The sequence below is a fragment of the Pseudoduganella aquatica genome (assembly GCF_009857595.1).
GTDB classification, from domain to species: domain Bacteria; phylum Pseudomonadota; class Gammaproteobacteria; order Burkholderiales; family Burkholderiaceae_D; genus Rugamonas; species Rugamonas aquatica_A.
In genome coordinates this window covers 25,547-41,724 of sequence record NZ_WWCU01000039.1, presented here as the reverse complement: position 1 = coordinate 41,724, position 16,178 = coordinate 25,547, and the positions used below count along the sequence as shown (strand labels likewise).

Annotated in this window: 16 protein-coding genes; 4 read left to right on the top strand and 12 right to left on the bottom strand. The window is 64.3% G+C overall.

The genetic code is table 11. From position 1 onward, the window contains the following. The first annotated feature begins 32 nt into the window (after positions 1-32). A complete protein-coding gene (gene glpD / locus GTP77_RS24725) occupies positions 33-1,574 on the top strand; it encodes a glycerol-3-phosphate dehydrogenase (protein WP_161074817.1) in 1,542 nt (513 codons plus the stop codon). A gap of 145 nt (positions 1,575-1,719) precedes the next feature. Here the strand turns inward: glpD and GTP77_RS24720 are convergent, their stop codons facing one another. Then, positions 1,720-3,225, bottom strand: a complete 1,506-nt coding sequence (locus tag GTP77_RS24720) for a peptide MFS transporter (protein ID WP_161074816.1) — start codon at positions 3,223-3,225, stop codon at positions 1,720-1,722. A 314-nt stretch (positions 3,226-3,539) separates the two neighbouring features. Between GTP77_RS24720 and ppnN the strand changes: the two genes are divergently transcribed. Next, the gene (gene ppnN, locus GTP77_RS24715) at positions 3,540-4,910 is read left to right on the top strand and encodes a nucleotide 5'-monophosphate nucleosidase PpnN (RefSeq protein ID WP_161074815.1); all 1,371 of its coding nucleotides are present in this window, start codon (positions 3,540-3,542) and stop codon (positions 4,908-4,910) included. A 4-nt stretch (positions 4,911-4,914) separates the two neighbouring features. Here the strand turns inward: ppnN and GTP77_RS24710 are convergent, their stop codons facing one another. The 10 genes from GTP77_RS24710 to GTP77_RS24665 all read right to left on the bottom strand — a co-directional run bounded on the left by GTP77_RS24710 (position 4,915) and on the right by GTP77_RS24665 (position 12,105). Then, on the bottom strand, positions 4,915-5,274 hold the full coding sequence (locus tag GTP77_RS24710; RefSeq protein WP_161074814.1) for a hypothetical protein: 360 nt from the start codon (positions 5,272-5,274) through the stop codon (positions 4,915-4,917). Between the two features lie 287 nt (positions 5,275-5,561). Next, on the bottom strand, positions 5,562-7,094 hold the full coding sequence (gene lysS, locus GTP77_RS24705; protein ID WP_161074813.1) for a lysine--tRNA ligase: 1,533 nt from the start codon (positions 7,092-7,094) through the stop codon (positions 5,562-5,564). 16 nt (positions 7,095-7,110) lie between these two features. Continuing rightward, on the bottom strand, positions 7,111-7,785 hold the full coding sequence (locus tag GTP77_RS24700; RefSeq protein ID WP_161074812.1) for an HAD family hydrolase: 675 nt from the start codon (positions 7,783-7,785) through the stop codon (positions 7,111-7,113). After that, a protein-coding gene (gene prfB / locus GTP77_RS24695; protein ID WP_161074811.1) for a peptide chain release factor 2 occupies positions 7,785-8,889 on the bottom strand; the annotation gives its coding sequence in 2 pieces (ribosomal slippage) (positions 7,785-8,807 and positions 8,809-8,889; 1,104 coding nt in all). Before prfB ends, GTP77_RS24700 begins: the two co-directional genes overlap by 1 nt. A 92-nt stretch (positions 8,890-8,981) precedes the next feature. Beyond that, the gene (locus GTP77_RS24690) at positions 8,982-9,359 is read right to left on the bottom strand and encodes a DUF6916 family protein (RefSeq protein WP_161074810.1); all 378 of its coding nucleotides are present in this window, start codon (positions 9,357-9,359) and stop codon (positions 8,982-8,984) included. Beyond that, positions 9,356-9,847, bottom strand: a complete 492-nt coding sequence (locus GTP77_RS24685; RefSeq protein ID WP_223149396.1) for a GNAT family N-acetyltransferase — start codon at positions 9,845-9,847, stop codon at positions 9,356-9,358. The genes GTP77_RS24690 and GTP77_RS24685 overlap by 4 nt, the downstream gene beginning before the upstream one ends. A gap of 6 nt (positions 9,848-9,853) precedes the next feature. Continuing rightward, a complete protein-coding gene (locus tag GTP77_RS24680) occupies positions 9,854-10,375 on the bottom strand; it encodes a phage tail protein (RefSeq protein WP_161074809.1) in 522 nt (173 codons plus the stop codon). Between the two features lie 10 nt (positions 10,376-10,385). Then, positions 10,386-10,925, bottom strand: a complete 540-nt coding sequence (locus GTP77_RS24675) for a phage tail protein (protein WP_161074808.1) — start codon at positions 10,923-10,925, stop codon at positions 10,386-10,388. A 22-nt stretch (positions 10,926-10,947) separates the two neighbouring features. Next, entirely contained in the window at positions 10,948-11,457 is a 510-nt protein-coding gene (locus GTP77_RS24670) for a phage tail protein (protein ID WP_161074807.1), read from the bottom strand. Between the two features lie 24 nt (positions 11,458-11,481). Next, the gene (locus GTP77_RS24665; RefSeq protein ID WP_161074806.1) at positions 11,482-12,105 is read right to left on the bottom strand and encodes a PEP-CTERM sorting domain-containing protein; all 624 of its coding nucleotides are present in this window, start codon (positions 12,103-12,105) and stop codon (positions 11,482-11,484) included. A gap of 215 nt (positions 12,106-12,320) precedes the next feature. On the opposite strand from GTP77_RS24665, the gene GTP77_RS24660 reads away from it, so the two are divergent. Beyond that, positions 12,321-14,354: a bifunctional 2',3'-cyclic-nucleotide 2'-phosphodiesterase/3'-nucleotidase gene (locus GTP77_RS24660; protein WP_187358842.1), complete on the top strand. Its 2,034-nt coding sequence runs from the start codon at positions 12,321-12,323 to the stop codon at positions 14,352-14,354. 63 nt (positions 14,355-14,417) lie between these two features. Then, positions 14,418-15,380, top strand: coding sequence for an alpha/beta hydrolase (locus GTP77_RS24655; RefSeq protein WP_161074805.1), 963 nt, complete (start codon positions 14,418-14,420; stop codon positions 15,378-15,380). Here GTP77_RS24655 and GTP77_RS24650 read toward each other — a convergent pair. Further along, the gene (locus GTP77_RS24650; protein ID WP_161074804.1) at positions 15,377-16,177 is read right to left on the bottom strand and encodes an alpha/beta fold hydrolase; all 801 of its coding nucleotides are present in this window, start codon (positions 16,175-16,177) and stop codon (positions 15,377-15,379) included. The genes GTP77_RS24655 and GTP77_RS24650 overlap by 4 nt on opposite strands. Between the last annotated feature and the right edge of the window lies 1 nt (position 16,178).

Below are 16,178 nucleotides of genomic sequence, written 5' to 3'. Positions count from 1 at the left end.
CTTTATCCCACGGCAACATCTCGGATAATGGAATGACGGCTGCGGTGCACGATATCGAATGCGATTTGCTGGTGGTCGGCGGCGGCATCAACGGCGCCGGGATAGCGCGCGACGCCGCAGGGCGCGGCTTGTGCGTGGTGTTGTGCGAGAAGGACGACCTGGCGTCGCACACCTCGTCCGCGTCAACCAAGCTGATACACGGCGGCCTGCGCTACCTCGAATACTATGAATTCTCGCTGGTGCGCAAGGCGCTGATCGAGCGCGAAGTGCTGCTGCGCGCCGCGCCGCACATCATGCATCCGCTGCGCTTCGTGATGCCGCATGCGCCCTGCCAACGGCCCGCGCTGCTGATACGCGCCGGCCTGTTCCTGTATGACTTCCTGGCCAAGCGCGAGCTGCTGCCCGGTTCCAGCGGCATCGGCCTGCGCTGCCACGTGGCGGGGCGGCCGCTCAAGCCCGAGTTCACGCGCGGCTTTGTCTATTCGGACGGCTGGGTGGACGACGCCCGCCTGGTGGTGCTCAACGCCATGGACGCCTGCATGCACGGCGCCGCCATCAAGACCCGCACCGCCTGCACGGCCCTGCGGCGCGAGGGCGGCCTGTGGTACGCCACGCTGCGCGGCGCGGACGGGCAGGACACGGTGGTGCGCGCCCGCAGCGTGGTCAACGCGGCCGGGCCATGGACCGCCAGCCTGCTGGGCCAGGCGCTGCCTCAGCGCAGCAGCCAGCATCTGCGGTTGATCAAGGGCAGCCACATCGTGGTCAAGCGGCTGTTCGACCACGACCACGCCTACATTTTCCAGAACCGCGACGGCCGCATCGTGTTCGCGATTCCCTACGAGCAGGACTACACGCTGATCGGCACCACCGACCTGGACTACAAGGGCGACCCGAACGCGGTGGCGATCACGCCGGACGAAGTGTCCTATCTCTGCGAGCTGGTGAGCCAGTACTTCAAGGAGCCGGTGCGGCCCGAGCATGTGGTGTGGACCTATTCAGGCGTGCGCCCGCTGGTGGAGGACGAGGCGCAGGACGCCAAGGCCGTCACGCGCGACTACCGGCTGGAGCTGGACGACGATGGCGGCGCGGCCCCGCTGCTGAGTATTTTCGGCGGCAAGATCACCACCTACCGCAAGCTGGCGGAGGAAGCGGTGGACATGCTGTGCAAGGCGCTGGGCAACCGCCAGCCGGGCTGGACGGCGAAAGCCTGCCTGCCGGGCGGCGACCTGTTCGGCGACACGCCGCAGAACTGCGCCGTGCTGCGTTACGACGAATGGCGCGACAAGCTGCTGCAGCAGTACGATTGGCTGCCGCGCGTGCTGGTGGCGCGTTATGCCCGCGCTTACGGCACCCGCATCCACACCTTGCTGGCGGGGCGCGTGAAGCTGGAGGACATGGGCGCGGAAGTGGAGCCCGGCCTGTATGCGGTGGAAGTGGACTACCTGCGCCGCTACGAATGGGCTACGGCGGCGCAGGACATCCTGTGGCGGCGCTCCAAGCTTGGCCTGCACGTGCCCGAGGGCGCGGAAGCGCGCCTCGCGGCATGGATGGCCGCGCATCCCTTGCCGGCATAGGCGGGTTACGCTTCGCTAACCCGCCCTACGTGCTAACGATAGCGCGGCCGTAGGGCGGGTTAGGCGGCACGCCGTAACCCGCCAGCATGCGCCCGCGCAAAAAAAACGGCAGCCTCGGCTGCCGTTTTCCATGAAGCGCTGAAGCCTACTTCACGCCGTGCATCAGTTTCTGGATCAGCGGTGCGACCAGGAACAGGATCACGCCGCCGGCCATCAGTATCCAGAAGCCCTGGGTGTAGGCCGACAGGGCGGTGGTCACCGACATGCCGCTCTCGCCGGAGGCGTGGGAGGCGAAGATGCCGGACAGGTTGTTGCCGATGCCGGTGGACAGGAACCAGCCGCCCATGCCCAGGCCAACCAGGCGGGTAGGGGCCAGCTTGGTGACCATGGACAGGCCGATAGGCGACAGGCACAGCTCGCCAACCGACTGGATCACGTAGACCATGAACAGGGTCCAGAACGGGATCTTGCTGTCGGCGCCGACCAGCGAGGACAGCGAGAACCACAGCAGGCCGAAGGCGGCGGCGTTGAACAGGATGCCCAGACCGAATTTGCGCGGGATCGATGGATTGGCGTTGCGCTTGGCCAGGAACACCCATGCAGCAGCCACGATAGGTGCGCAGGCGATGATGGCGATCGAATTCACGGTCTGGAACCAGGCGGTCGGGAAGGTCCAGCCGCCGAAGTCGCGGCGCACGATGTTATCGGCCAGGAAGGTGAAGGAGCTGCCGGCCTGTTCGAAGAACATCCAGAACATGATGTTGAAGGTGAAGATCACCATCATGGCGATGACCTTGTCGCGCGCCACGGCGCCGTTGCGGAAGCCTTCCAGCAGCAGCATGGCGGCCAGGATCAGGAACAGCACGGTCAGCACCACTTGCAGCTGGTTGGCGCCCACGGCGAGCAGCAGGTAGAACACAGGAATCACGGCCAGGCCGCCCAGCACTACGTAGGCGACGCGGTTCATGCCGGGAGCGGCAGGGTCCGGCGCGCCGATGCCCTTGAGCTGGGCGCGGCCGATGAAGAACCAGACCAGGCTGATGATCATGCCCACGCCTGCGGCCATGAAGACCACTTTGTACGAAGGCATGCCTTCGGCGCCGAATACCTTCTCGGCCAGGATCTGGGTCAGTACCGGGGCGATCAGGGCGCCGGTGTTGATGCCCATGTAGAAGATGGTGAAGCCGGAGTCGCGGCGCGGGTCGGCCACGGAGTACAGCTTGCCCACCATGGTGGAGATGTTCGGTTTGAACAGGCCGTTGCCGACGATGATGGTGGCCAGGCCGATCTTGAAGATGGTGTCGTCAGGGATGGCGATGGCGAACAGGCCGGCGGCCATGAACACGGCGCCCACCAGGATGGAGCGCTGGTAGCCGAGCACGCGGTCGGCCACGTAGCCGCCGAACAGCGCGGCGGCATACACCAGCGCCAGGTAGGAACCGTACAGCGCGCTGGCGGTTTGCTGGCCGGAGGCGTCGCCGCCGAAGAACTGGGCCACGATGTACAGCACCAAAGCCCAGCGTATGCCGTAGAACGCGAAGCGCTCCCAGAACTCTGTCATGAATAGCATCCACAGCGGGGCCGGATGGCCCAGGATCTGTTTGAACTCCGGGATTTTGACTTCCGGGCTTTGCGTAGTTGCTCCGCTCACGGCTTCTCCTGAAAAATTTTCTGTTTAGATAAAAAAATATGGGACCGGGCTAAGCAAGCGCGCTTGTAGCGTGGTTGCCGGTAGTCCGCGTCCCAACAGGGCGCCATTTTAATCTACCGCGCACTTATGTCCAGCAATTCGCTTGCTGCGCCGCAGCAATGTGGCTAAACTTGCAACGGCTATTCGCTGGATGTCCATTTGCGATAGCCGTTTCCTATTAAACACTGGCCCCAAAACGGTGCCTTTGTCGTATATTGGTGTCGCAGGCTCAAGAGTTGTTGTGGTTGTGTGGAACTGAATAAGGAATTCGTATCATGGAACATGACGTTGTCGATACCCTGATTTCCCCTGAAGGCATGCTGGAGGTGCTTTCCAAGGCGGAAGTAATAAAGTTGCTCGATTCCGGCAAGGGCGGGCTGTATAACATCTTCCGCAACTGCGCCCTGGCGGTGCTGAACTGCGGTAGCACTATCGACGATGGAAAGGAACTGCTGGAGCGCTATAAATCGTTCGACATCAACATCATGCAGCGCGAGCGCGGCATCAAGCTGGAAATCAAGGGCGCGCCGGCGATTGCTTTTGTCGACGGCAAAATGATCAAGGGCATACACGAGCATTTGTTCGCGGTGCTGCGCGATATTGTTTTCGTCAGCAACGAGGTGACGGACAATCCGAAGTTTGACCTGAGCCGCACCGACGGCATTACCGACGCGGTGTTCCATATCCTGCGCAATGCCAACGTGCTCAAGCCGCACCTGAATCCCAACCTGGTGGTGTGCTGGGGCGGCCACTCGATCAACCGCGCCGAATACAATTATTCCAAGGAAGTGGGCTACCAGATGGGCTTGCGCGGCCTGGACATCTGCACCGGCTGCGGTCCGGGCGCGATGAAGGGGCCGATGAAGGGCGCCACCATCGGACACGCCAAGCAGCGTACCCACCAGGGGCGCTACCTGGGGATCTCGGAGCCGGGCATTATCGCGGCCGAGTCGCCCAACCCCATCGTGAACGACCTGATCATCATGCCGGACATCGAGAAGCGGCTGGAGGCCTTTGTGCGCACCGGCCACGGCATCGTGGTGTTCCCCGGCGGCGCCGGCACGGCCGAGGAGATCCTGTACATCCTGGGCATATTGCTGCACCCGGAGAACGCGGAAATCCCGTTCCCGCTGGTGTTCACCGGCCCGGAAACGTCGCGCGAGTATTTCGTGCAGATCAACCAGTTCATCGCCGACACGCTGGGACCCGAGGCGCAGAAGCGCTACAAGATCATCGTGGACGACCCGGAACTGGTGGCGCGCGAAATGCAGGCCGGCATCAAGGAAGTGCGCGAGTTCCGCAAGGCGCGCAGCGACGCTTACTATTTCAACTGGGCGCTGAAAATCGACCAGGAGTTCCAGAAGCCGTTCGCGCCCACGCATGAGAATATGCGCAACCTGAGCCTGCACAAGAACCAGCCCACGCACTTGCTGGCGGCGAATCTGCGCCGGGCGTTCTCGGGCGTGGTGGCGGGCAATGTGAAGGACGAGGGCATACGCGCCATCGAGAAATTCGGCCACTTCGAGATCCACGGCGACCCGGCCATCATGGGGCCGATGGACTCGCTGCTGGCGTCCTTTGTGGCGCAGAGCCGCATGAAACTGGCGGGCAAGGCCTACACGCCTTGCTACCGCATCGTCCAGTAGTGCTCTAACGCCGGGGCGCGCGCTGGCTTTGCTGGCGCGCGCGCTCGGCCTTTTCTTCAGCGATGTGGGCCTCCAGCTTGGCTTCCATGCGCGCAAAGTCCTCGCGCTGCTTCAGCATCATCCGGTTGAACTGCGCATCCTGCTCCAGCATGCGCTGGCCCAGCTTGGTGTACATGGTGCCTAGTTCCTCGCCCTTGTCCAGCGCAGCCAGCATGCCGGTGAACACCGTCGCGTTGATGGCGCCCACGCCGAGAATGATGGTGAGCGTGGAGGTGATGGCGGTGATGATCATTGCCTTGTAGAGGGCAGCGATTTTTGCGTCCAGTTTAGCTGCAAACTCTTCCGTGATCTTGGCGAGTTTCAAGTCCATTTCCCGCAGGTGCAGTTCGAAGGCTGCCTCCATCCTTGCGCAACGTGCGTCCATACGGGCGAAAAAGACCTCGGCGGACATGCGAACATTGTCCAGCTTGGTATCGACTTCTTCTCGTGAGGGCGGCCCGTTCATTCCCTGATGCTGCGCCGTGCCCCGCAGGGCGTCAAGCGAACCCGGCCGCCTGCTGAGGCAGCGCAAGCAGGCGTAAAAAAAGCCGCCGGGCTTGCTTGCCGGGCGGCTTCTTACAAAAGCCAAAAGTGTTCGTAATCGCTACGCGATTACTCTTCCTTGCGCAAGTGCGGGAACAGCAGCACGTCGCGGATGTTCGGCGAGTCGGTGATGATCATCATCAGGCGGTCGATGCCGATGCCGCAGCCGCCGGCCGGCGGCATGCCGTATTCCAGCGCGCGGATGTAGTCCGCGTCGTAGAACATGGCTTCGTCGTCGCCCGCTTCCTTGGCAGCAACCTGCGCCAGGAAGCGCGCCGACTGGTCTTCCGCATCGTTCAGCTCCGAGAAGCCGTTGGCGATCTCGCGGCCCACCATGAACAGCTCGAAGCGCTCGGTGATGCCTTCGCGGGTGTCCGAAGCGCGCGCCAGCGGCGACACTTCAACCGGATAGTCGATGATGTAGGTTGGTTCCCACAGCTGCGACTCGGCGGTTTCTTCGAACAGCGCCAGCTGCAGCGCGCCCAGGCCCGAGTGCGCGTGCGGCTTCACGCCGAACTTCTTCAGTTCCGCCTTGATGAACTCCGCGTCGTTCAGCTGCGCGTCGGTATAGCCCGGCGCGTACTTGTTGATTGCTTCCACGATGGTCAGGCGGTGGAATGGCTTGGCCAGGTCCAGCTCGCGGCCGCCGTAGGTCAGGGTGGCGGTGCCGTGCGCGTCGATGGCGGCCTGGCGGATGACGGCTTCGGTGAAGTCCATCAGCCACTTGTAGTCGGTGTAGGCCGCGTAGAACTCCATCATCGTGAATTCAGGGTTGTGACGGATCGACACGCCTTCGTTGCGGAAGTTGCGGTTGATCTCGAACACGCGGTCGAAACCGCCCACCACCAGGCGCTTCAGGTACAGCTCGGGCGCAATGCGCAGGAACATCTGCATGTCCAGCGCGTTGTGGTGGGTGATGAAAGGCTTGGCTGCGGCGCCGCCTGGAATGGTGTGCAGCATCGGCGTTTCCACTTCCATGAAGTCGTTCTTCTCCATGAAGCGGCGGATCGAGGACATGGCGGCGGTACGGGCCTTGAAGGTGCGGCGCGTCTCTTCGCTCATGATCAGGTCCACGTAGCGCTGGCGGTACTTGGTTTCCTGGTCGGCCAGGCCGTGGAATTTGTCCGGCAGCGGGCGCAGCGACTTGGTGATCAGGCGCAGCTCGGTGACCTTGATGGTCAGTTCGTCGGTCTTGGTCTTGAACAGGGTGCCGGTCACGCCCAGGATGTCGCCCAGGTCGTAGTGGTGCAGGGCGGCCATGGCGGCTTCGCCGGTCAGGTCCAGCGTGGCGTAGATCTGGATGCGGCCGTCGGCCTTGGCGCCGGAGGCGTCCTGCAGCGTGGCGAAGGCGGCTTTCTTGCCGGCTTCGCGTTTCAGCATCATGCGGCCTGCCAGCACCACGGTCACCGGATTGGCTTCCAGTTCCTCACGGGTCTTCTCGCCGTACTGGATGTGCAGGTCGGCGGCTTTGTGCTGCGGCTTGAAGTCGTTCGGGAAGGCGACGCCCTGTTCGCGGATGGCGGCCAGCTTGGCGCGGCGCTCGGCGATGATTTTGTTCTCGTCTTGCGGGGCGGCTGCTTGTTCTTGGATATCCGTAGTCATGATTGTATTTGGTAGATTAATTAATTTCGGCTGCAAACAGCTCGGCGATATTGAGCTCGCTGAAGTCGCGCGCCACGCAGATCACGTTGTCGAATTCGGCAAACGCTTCGGCCGGCAGGGTGGTGGTCAGCACCACCGCGCGCATGCCGGCGCGGCGCGCCGCTTCCACGCCCAGCGGCGCGTCCTCGAACACGATGCAGTGCTCGGGCGCCACGCCGCAGCGCTCGGCGGCCAGCAGGAACACGTCCGGATTCGGCTTGCCGCGCGCCACGTCGGCCGCGCCCACCACGGCCTTGAAGTGCTTGCGCAGGTCCAGGCCGTCCAGCGTGAAGACGATGTTGTCGTTCGGCGCGGCGGTGGCCACGGCCAGCGCCACGCCGTCCGCCTGGGCGGTGGCGATCAGCTGGTCGAAACCGGGCACGGTTTCCAGGTGCGGGCCGTACAGCTCGCGGTACAGCGCTTCCTTCTCGGCGTCCAGCTCGGCGCTGGCTTCCTTGGTCAGGTGGTCGCCCATGTACAGGCGCATGATCTCATGGCCCTGGCGGCCGGCCGTGTCGCGGAAAAAGGCGTCCGCGTCCAGCGCGCGGCCGCGCCGTTCAAAGAAGGCCAGCCACGACTTGGTGTGGAAGGCCATGTTGTCCACGATGGTGCCGTCCATGTCGAAGATGAACGCGCGCTGAGCTTGTGCCATTAGACGCCTTGCTTGAGGGATGCGGAGATGAACTCGTCCAGGTCGCCGTCCAGCACGCCCTTGGTGTTGCCCGTTTCGAAACCGGTGCGCAAGTCCTTGATGCGGGACTGGTCCAGCACGTAGGAGCGGATCTGGTGGCCCCAGCCCACGTCGGTCTTGGAGTCTTCCAGCTTCTGCTGCTCGCTCATGCGCTTGCGCAGTTCCAGTTCGTACAGCTTGGCCTTCAGCATGTCCATCGCCTCGGCCTTGTTGCGGTGCTGTGAGCGGTCGTTCTGGCACTGCACCACAATCCCGGACGGGCCGTGCGTCAGGCGCACTGCGGAGTCGGTCTTGTTGATGTGCTGGCCGCCGGCGCCGGACGCGCGGTAGGTGTCGATGCGCAGGTCGGCCGGGTTGATCTCGATGTCGATCGAATCATCCACTTCCGGGTACACGAACAGCGACGTGAACGAGGTATGGCGGCCGTTGGCCGAGTCGAACGGGGACTTGCGCACCAGGCGGTGCACGCCGGTTTCCGTGCGCAGGTAGCCGTAGGCGTGGTCGCCCTCGACCTTCAGGGTGGCGGTCTTGATGCCGGCCACCTCGCCGTCGGACTGTTCCATGACCTCGACCTTGAAGCCCTTGCGCTCGCAATAGCGCAGGTACTGGCGCAGCAGCATGGACGCCCAGTCCTGGGCCTCGGTGCCGCCGGCGCCGGCCTGGATGTCGATAAAGCAGTTGTTCGGGTCCATCGGATTGTTGAACATCCGGCGGAATTCCATGCCTTCGATGACGGTCTTGATTTCCTCGGTGTCCGTGATGACCGCTTCCAACGTGTCGTCGTCGCCTTCTTCCTTGGCCATGGCGAACAGGTCGGCCATGTCCTTCAGGTCGGCGTCGGCCTTGGTCAGCGTATGGACGATGGCTTCCAGCGCCTTCTTCTCGCGGCCCAGATCCTGGGCGCGTTTCGGGTCATTCCAGACGGTGGGGTCTTCCAGTTCTTCGTTTACTTGTTCGAGCTTCTCTTCTTTGACAGTGAAGTCAAAGATACCTCCGAAGTTCGGCTTCGCGGGTCGTCAGATCGGCGAGCAGGGCGGAGAGGGCGTTGATGCGTTCGGCTTCCATGATCTTCTAGTCTTTTAGTGGTGTAATCAAACCTTCGATTATACCCCAGTTGACCAGTGTCGCGGCCCGCCGCGGCGTCCCCTGCCGCAGTTTTACGCCAGCAGGCTGAAATCGGCCCGGCAGAGCTGGCCCTGGGGCGATTCGCCGGCCGCTTCCAGGTACATGGCGACCGTGCCGGTAGCGGCCTGTTCAACCTCGTACAGCCCGCTGGCCAGCGGGGCGCCGGCGCTAAATACCAGGGAAAATTGCTCGATGCCCGGCGACGAGGCCGCCTGTTTGACCGAGACCAGGCGCAGTTCGGTGCTGCGGCGGTTTTGGGTGGCGCTGAAACTCGCGCCTTCCAGCCCGCTGAAAGCCGCCATGCGGACGGAACTTGCGGCCGGCAGACCGCCGGCCAAGGTGGCGGCCCGGCCCAGGCTGGCTGCGCCCAGCAGGCTGCCGCTTGCCACGATGAAGGTACGGCGTTTCATGTCGGTTCCCCTATGAAGTTGACAGCGGCGCGCCATTCCATGGTTTCGTGCACGCCTTCGGATAGTCCCGGTACAAAGCCCATCCGGAGATAGAGCCGGCGGGCTGAATTATTGTGCAGCACTTGCAGGCGCAGCGGCAGTCCCGCCTGCGCAGCCTGCTGCTGCAAGGCCGCCAGTAGCTGGCAGCCCACGCCCCGGCCCCGGCAAGCCGGGAGCAGGCTGACGTCCACCAGCCTGAGTTCGGCATCGGAGCGGGCCACCAGCATCTGCCCGGCAGGCTCGCCGCCGGCCATCACTATGCTGTGTTCGGCATGCGGATACTGCTGCCGGTAGTGCGAGCGCTGTGCGCTGAACTGCATCTGCAGCAGCATGGTGCGCTGGATTTCGTCCAGCAGCGACAGTTCCGGCCGCGTGCTTGCCAGCAGCGCCAGCAGAAAGGGCTGGTCGCCGTCGGTGGCGGGGCGCAAGGCCAGCGTGGCGCTGTCCATGGGGCGTCAACTGCGCGGCGGGAAGATGCCCTGCAGCGCAATAATGAAATTGACGACCAGGAAGGGCTGCAGATTGTTGTGCGGCACACCAGTCCCCACCGTGCCTATCAGTCCAGGCGGCATGGCCGCCAGGCTGACCGGATCGTGATAAGGCGGGCTCGGCACGACCGGTTTTGCCAGCAGGTTGCCGCCCGGCGCGTTCAGGGTTGCCGCAGCGGACGAGGCTTGCATCGCATGGCTGTGTCCCGGCAACTGGCTGATGGTCAGCGTCACCGCCGCTTCCCCACCTGCCTCGCCCAGGAAACGCTCGCTCAGGCCCGGCCCCTGGCCCGGATGGATGGGTATGCGCTGCGTCAGGTCGGGCAGGGCGAAAGTGGTGCGTCCATCGCCGCCATAGGTGGTGCCGAGCAGGGAGAACAGGGCGGTATTCTGCGAGATCGGCAGTAACTGGCCGTTGCACATGGCCCAGCCGGTAGGCGCGAAATTGCCACTGAACATGCGGATTTCTGCGACGAATTGATCGGACATGGCATGCTCCTCAGAACTGTGACGGGAAGATGCCTTCCAGGCAGATAATGAAATTGACCGCCAGGAAGGGCGCCATATTGTTGTGCGGCTGGCTGCCGCCGGCGGGGGCGATGGCAGCGCTCGCCATGGCCACGGTGGCGCCCGGCGGGGCGTACATCTTAGGCTTGGGCGTGGGCGAGGACGGCACATAGGCGACCGCACCCAGCAGGTCCACGCCGGCGCCTGCGGCAGCGGGCGCGGCGCTGCTCGCGCCCACACTGTGCGAGTGGTTGGGGATCTGCGCCACCGTCAGGGTGACCTGCTCCACCCCGCCGGATTCTCCCATCTGGTAGGTGTTGCCCTGCTGCGTGCCCTGGTGCATGGGCGCGCGTCCGCGCAAGTCGGGCAGGCCGAAGGTGGTTTGGCCGTCGCCGCCATAGGTGGTGCCGATCAGGTTGAACAGGGCGTCGTATTCGGCTATCGGCACCAGGCTGCCATTGCAGAAAGCCCAGCCGCGTGGAGCGAAATTGCCGCCGAACATGCGAACTTCGCCTATATAGGGTTGACCCATGATGCGCTCCGGTTGGTTGGCGTCAATCGCGTGAAGGGAAGATGCCCGCCATCGCGATCATGAAGGTCATCGTCAGGTAGGGCTGCATATTCGTGTGCGGCTGCGAGCCGCCTGCATTGCTGAGGGTGCTCGGATGCAAGGCGGCGCTACCGTCGGCAGGGCGGTAGATGTTGAGCGCGCCGGCCTCAACGGAGCCCAGCACGCGTCCGGCCGGGTCAGCCGAATGGCTTACCGTGGGTGAGGCCATGGCGGCGTGGGTGTGGGCCGGCATTTCCGCCGCAGTCAGGGTGCTGACGGTGGAGCCGGCGGCCATGCCCTGGGGGTAGTTGCTGTGCATGTGCATCGGAACGCGTCCGCGCAGGTCGGGCAGGGCGAAGGTGGTCTGGCCGTTGCCGCCATACGTCGTGCCCAGCAGTGAAAATAGAGCCTGGTTCTGCGCGATGGACAGCAGCTGGCCTTCGCATCTGGCCCATCCCTTGGCCGCGAAGTTGAACGATACCAGACGGATTTCTCCGAGATAGGGGTTGGACATGGGTGCCTCCCGAGGGTGGTTTGCTTATGGGCGCGATGCGCGGCGGCGGACGCCGGCCATCAGTGCCAGTCCTGCTGCCAGAATGGCGAGCGTGGCCGGTTCCGGCACGGTGCCAGGACCGGTCGGGTCGGTTGGCGTGCCGTCGCGGGTTTCAAACAGCGAGATGTTGTCGAGCTGGTTGTAGTAGCTGGCGTTCAGGTTGTAGAACTCCAGCAGGGACTCGCCGGTCGCGGCCGTGAGGTTGGGGATGACAACGTGCAGCCAGTCGGACGTGATGTCGCTTTCCAGCATGAGCGATACGCCGTTGAACTTGACTTGGAAGACGGTTTGCACCGGGTCGTTCGGGAGGCTGTAGCGCTGGAAGTCGAAGCTCAGCGTATAGGTCGCCGTCGCCAGCGTGTTGATCTTTTGGCCTATGACGCCGGGCGACAGGTAATTGCCATCCGCGAAAACATTGTTGGCCGGGTTGGCGAGCGGCGTGCCGCTCGTGTCCAGGGCGTACAGCTGGTAGAAGGAATCGCCGGACAGCAGCCACATGCTCTTGTCGGCGCCTTCAAAATTGCCGTTCTGGATAAGTTCGGTGGCATGCGGCAGCGGGGAGGCGCAGAACAGCGCGGCGGCGAGTAAAACGGAGCGTATCGTGTACATGTCGATGTCTTCCCTAGCAAATTAATAGCCGGAAATGCCCTGGTCACCGCTGAGATCATACGCCCGATAAATTGTCATCAATACATTTCTTTTTAACATCGTCGCATTTCCGCACATCGCATTTTTACCAGCGATATTCCTTGACTTGGCAGGGATTGCGGCAGGGGTGTCCGCAGCGTATGATGGCCCGTCCGAATACTTTGCCCTATATCAAGATGTCCTTTTTGCGCCGGTCTTCCCTCCCATTGTTCCTGACCGCCCTGGCTGGATGCAGTACGCTGGACGCCGGCCTACCGGCAGTTCCGGACGGCACGCGGGCCACGCTGGCGCTGCTCGAAACCTCCGACCTGCACGCCAATGTGCTGAGCTACGACTATTACAAGCTGGCGCCCGATGCGTCGCTGGGCCTGGAGCGCACCGCAACGCTGATCCGCCAGGCGCGTGCGGAATTCCCGAACAGCATGCTGCTCGATAACGGCGACACCATCCAGGGCACGGCGCTTGCGGACTACCAGGCGCTGGCCGCGCCGCTGTCCTGCGGTGAAACGCTGGCGGTCTACAAAGCCTTGAACCTGCTGGGCGTGGAGGGCGGCGGCCTGGGCAACCATGATTTCAACTACGGCCTGCCTTATCTGAGCCAGGTGACGGGCGCGCGTTTTGACGTGGACGGACTGGACCCGGGCGCGCCTCGCTGCGCCGGTGCTGCCTTCCCGCTGGTGCTGGCCAATATCTACAGCAGCAAGACGAAGCAGCCGCTGTTCCAGCCTTACACCATTATCGACAAGCGCATCAGCGCCACCGGCACGGACGGCAAGCCGGTGCAGGCGGTGCTCAAAGTGGGCCTGATCGGTTTCACGCCGCCGGGCATACTGGGCTGGGACAAGCGCTGGCTGGAAGGGCGCGTGTACGCGGAAGGCGTGCGCGAATCTGCCCTCAAATACGTGCCGCAGATGCGCGCGCTGGGCGCCGACATCGTGGTGGCCATCCTGCACGGCGGCCTGGACGGCGCGCCGTACACGCCGCAGATGGAGAATGCGGGCCTGTACCTGGCCCAAGTGCCTGGCATAGACGCCATGCTGCTGGGGCACGCGCACGAAGCCTTCCCGAACGCGGCCAGCACGTCCGCGCCATTCAGCCTGCCCGGCGTGGACAAGGTAAAGGGCACGGTGCATGGCGTGCCGGCCGTGATGGCCAGCCTGTGGGGCAAGCATCTCGGCGTGATCGGCCTGCACTTGCAGCGCGAGGGGCAGCGCTGGGTGCTGGACAAGGCCAGCACCACGGTGGAGGCCCGCAGCACGGCCAGTGCAGCCAACACCGGCGCGAAGCGCTACGTGGAGCCCGACCCGGCCATCGCCCCGCTGGTGGCGGCCGAGCATGCGGCCACCATCCGCTATGTGCAAACGCCGCTGGGTACGACCGATTTCCCCATGACTTCCTATTTTGCGGACGTGGGCGACGTGAGCGCCGTGCAGGCGGTGAACGAAGCGCAGGCAGCCTACCTTGCCGGCTACGTGCGCGCCAATCTGCCGCAGTACGCGCAGCTGCCGGTGCTGTCGGTCTCCGCGCCGTTCAAGTCTGGCGCTGCCGGGCCGGGCGACTACACCGATGTGAAGCTGGGCGCCATCGCCCTGAACAACGCTGCCGACCTGTATCTGTATCCGAACACGCTGTCCGGCGTCAAAGTGGACGGCGCGGGCCTGAAAGCCTGGCTGGAAAAAGCGGCCAGCCGTTTCAACACGATAGACCCTGACAAGGCCGCGCCGCAGGAGCTGGTGAATCCCGGCTTTGCGGGCTATAACTTCGACATGCTGAGCAGCCCGGACGTAAGCTACCGCATCGACGTGACGCAGCCGCAAGGCAGCCGCATACAGGGCCTGAGCTACAAGGGCAAGCCGGTCCAGCCGGGCCAGGAATTCCTGGTGGCGACCAATAACTACCGCGCGTCCGGCGGCGGCTCCTTCCCCGGCGTGGACGCTCGCAGCACCATCTTCTCGGCGCCGGACGCCAACCGGGATGTGCTGATCGCCTACATCCAGCGCACGAAGACGCTGCTGCGCGCCACCCACGGCGCCGCGCGCAGCTGGCGCTTTGCCGCCGTGCGGACCAAGGGGCCGGTGGTGTTCCATTCCGCGCCCGGCAAGCTTGAGCTGGCGCGCGCGGCGGGGCTGGACAATATAACGCAGCTGCAGGCCGACGACGGCGCAGGCAAGGGGCTGGCGCTGTACGGCATAGATTTGTCGCGGCCATAATTATCGCGGCCCGAGGATCGGGCCTGGAACCACAGGAGACTGCGCGTGCAAGGAAAACTCATCATGTTGGCAGGCGCTGCGCTCGGCCTGGCATCGGTTTGCACGGCGGCGGAATATACGGCTCTGCCGCGTGCCGCCACGCTGTCCACGCCCAGCGGCGACGTGCAAGGCACGCTGATGGTGCCGCTGCCGCTTGGCTGCGCGCCGGTTGCACTGATCATTGCCGGGTCCGGGCCGACGGACCGCGACGGCAACAGCAAGCTGGCGCCCGGCGCGAATAACAGCCTGAAGATGCTGGCCCAGGCGCTGGCGGAAGCGGGCATTGCCAGTGTGCGCTATGACAAGCGCGGCATCGGCGCCAGCGCCCGCGCCGCAGCCAGCGAGGCGCAGCTGCGCTTTGAGACCTATAGCGGCGACGCCGCCGCCTGGGTGCATCAGCTCAGGCAGGAAGGGCGCTACTCATCCGTCACGGTGATAGGCCACAGCGAAGGCTCGCTGATCGGCATGCTGGCCGCGCGCGCGGCGAAGGCGGACGGGTTTATCTCGCTGTCCGGCCCTGCGGAGCGCGCGTCACTGCTGCTGCGCCGCCAGCTCGACTCGAAGCTGCCCGCCGAGCTGGCGCAGGCCAACGACCGGATTCTGTCTGCGCTTGAAAGCGGCAAGCGCCCGGCTACGCTGCCGACGGAGCTGCAGGCCATCTACCGTCCTAGCGTGCAGCCCTATATGATTTCGTGGTTCAAATATGTGCCGTCCCAGGAATTCGCCAAGTTGCGCATGCCTGCGCTGATCGTACAGGGCACGACCGATATCCAGGTTGGCGCCGAACAGGCCACGCTGCTGCACAAGGCGAATCCGGCAAGCCGCCTGGTGCTGGCGGATGGCGTGAACCACGTGCTCAAGCGGGTGCCGGCTGATATGGGCCAGCAGATGGCCTCCTACTCAAATCCGGCCCTGCCGCTGGCGCCGGCCGTGGCCGGGGCGGCCATAGATTTCATCCACGGGCTGCCCCAGCGGGCTTGCCGTTAGCGCAGGAAGGCTATCAGCGCGTCCAGTACGGCGTCGGGCTGCTCCGCCATCATGGAATGGCCCGCATCGACCTGCACCACCCGGCCATGCGGGATCGCGGTGGTCAGCAGCTTGGTGGCCTTGGCCGGCGTCATCATGTCCTTGGACCCCAGGATGAACAGGGTGGGGCAGCGCACCGCCTGCGCGGCCGCTTCGCCGTTGGCGTAGGCGTTGCAGGCATGGAAGTCGGTATAGAACAGCTGCTCCGGATTCAGTGCCGACATGCGCTGCATCAGCCGCTGCGCACCGCCCATGACGGAAAAGCCTGGACCGGGACAAGATGGTTTCTGCGCCATGCTGGAGTGCGAGTAGATGTTGACCATGTCGATCGCCGCCTGCTCATTGGCGCGCGAGGTGTTCAGCAGCGCGTCGGACACCTTCATCGGATAGGCCGTTCCCAGCAGGGCCAGTTTGGCAACCCGTTCCGGCGCGCGCTGCGACAGTTCCAGCGCAATCAAGGAGCCCATGCTGTGGCCCACCAGGGCGGCCTGCACCACGCCGGCCGCGTCCAGCACCGCCAGCAGCCAGTCCGCCATCTCCTCCACGCTGCGCTTTGCCTCGTCCTTGCTGCGGCCATGGCCGGGCAGGTCAACCGCCAGCACGCCGTAGCCGTGGTGCGCCAGGTAGCGGCTTTGCAGCGCCCACACGGAATGGTCGTTCTGCGCGCCGTGGATGAAAACCACCGTGGGCAGGGCGGGGTCGAAGGTTTTTCCGCCGGTGTAGCAGTACGCGGCCGCGCCATCAATGTCGAACAGCATC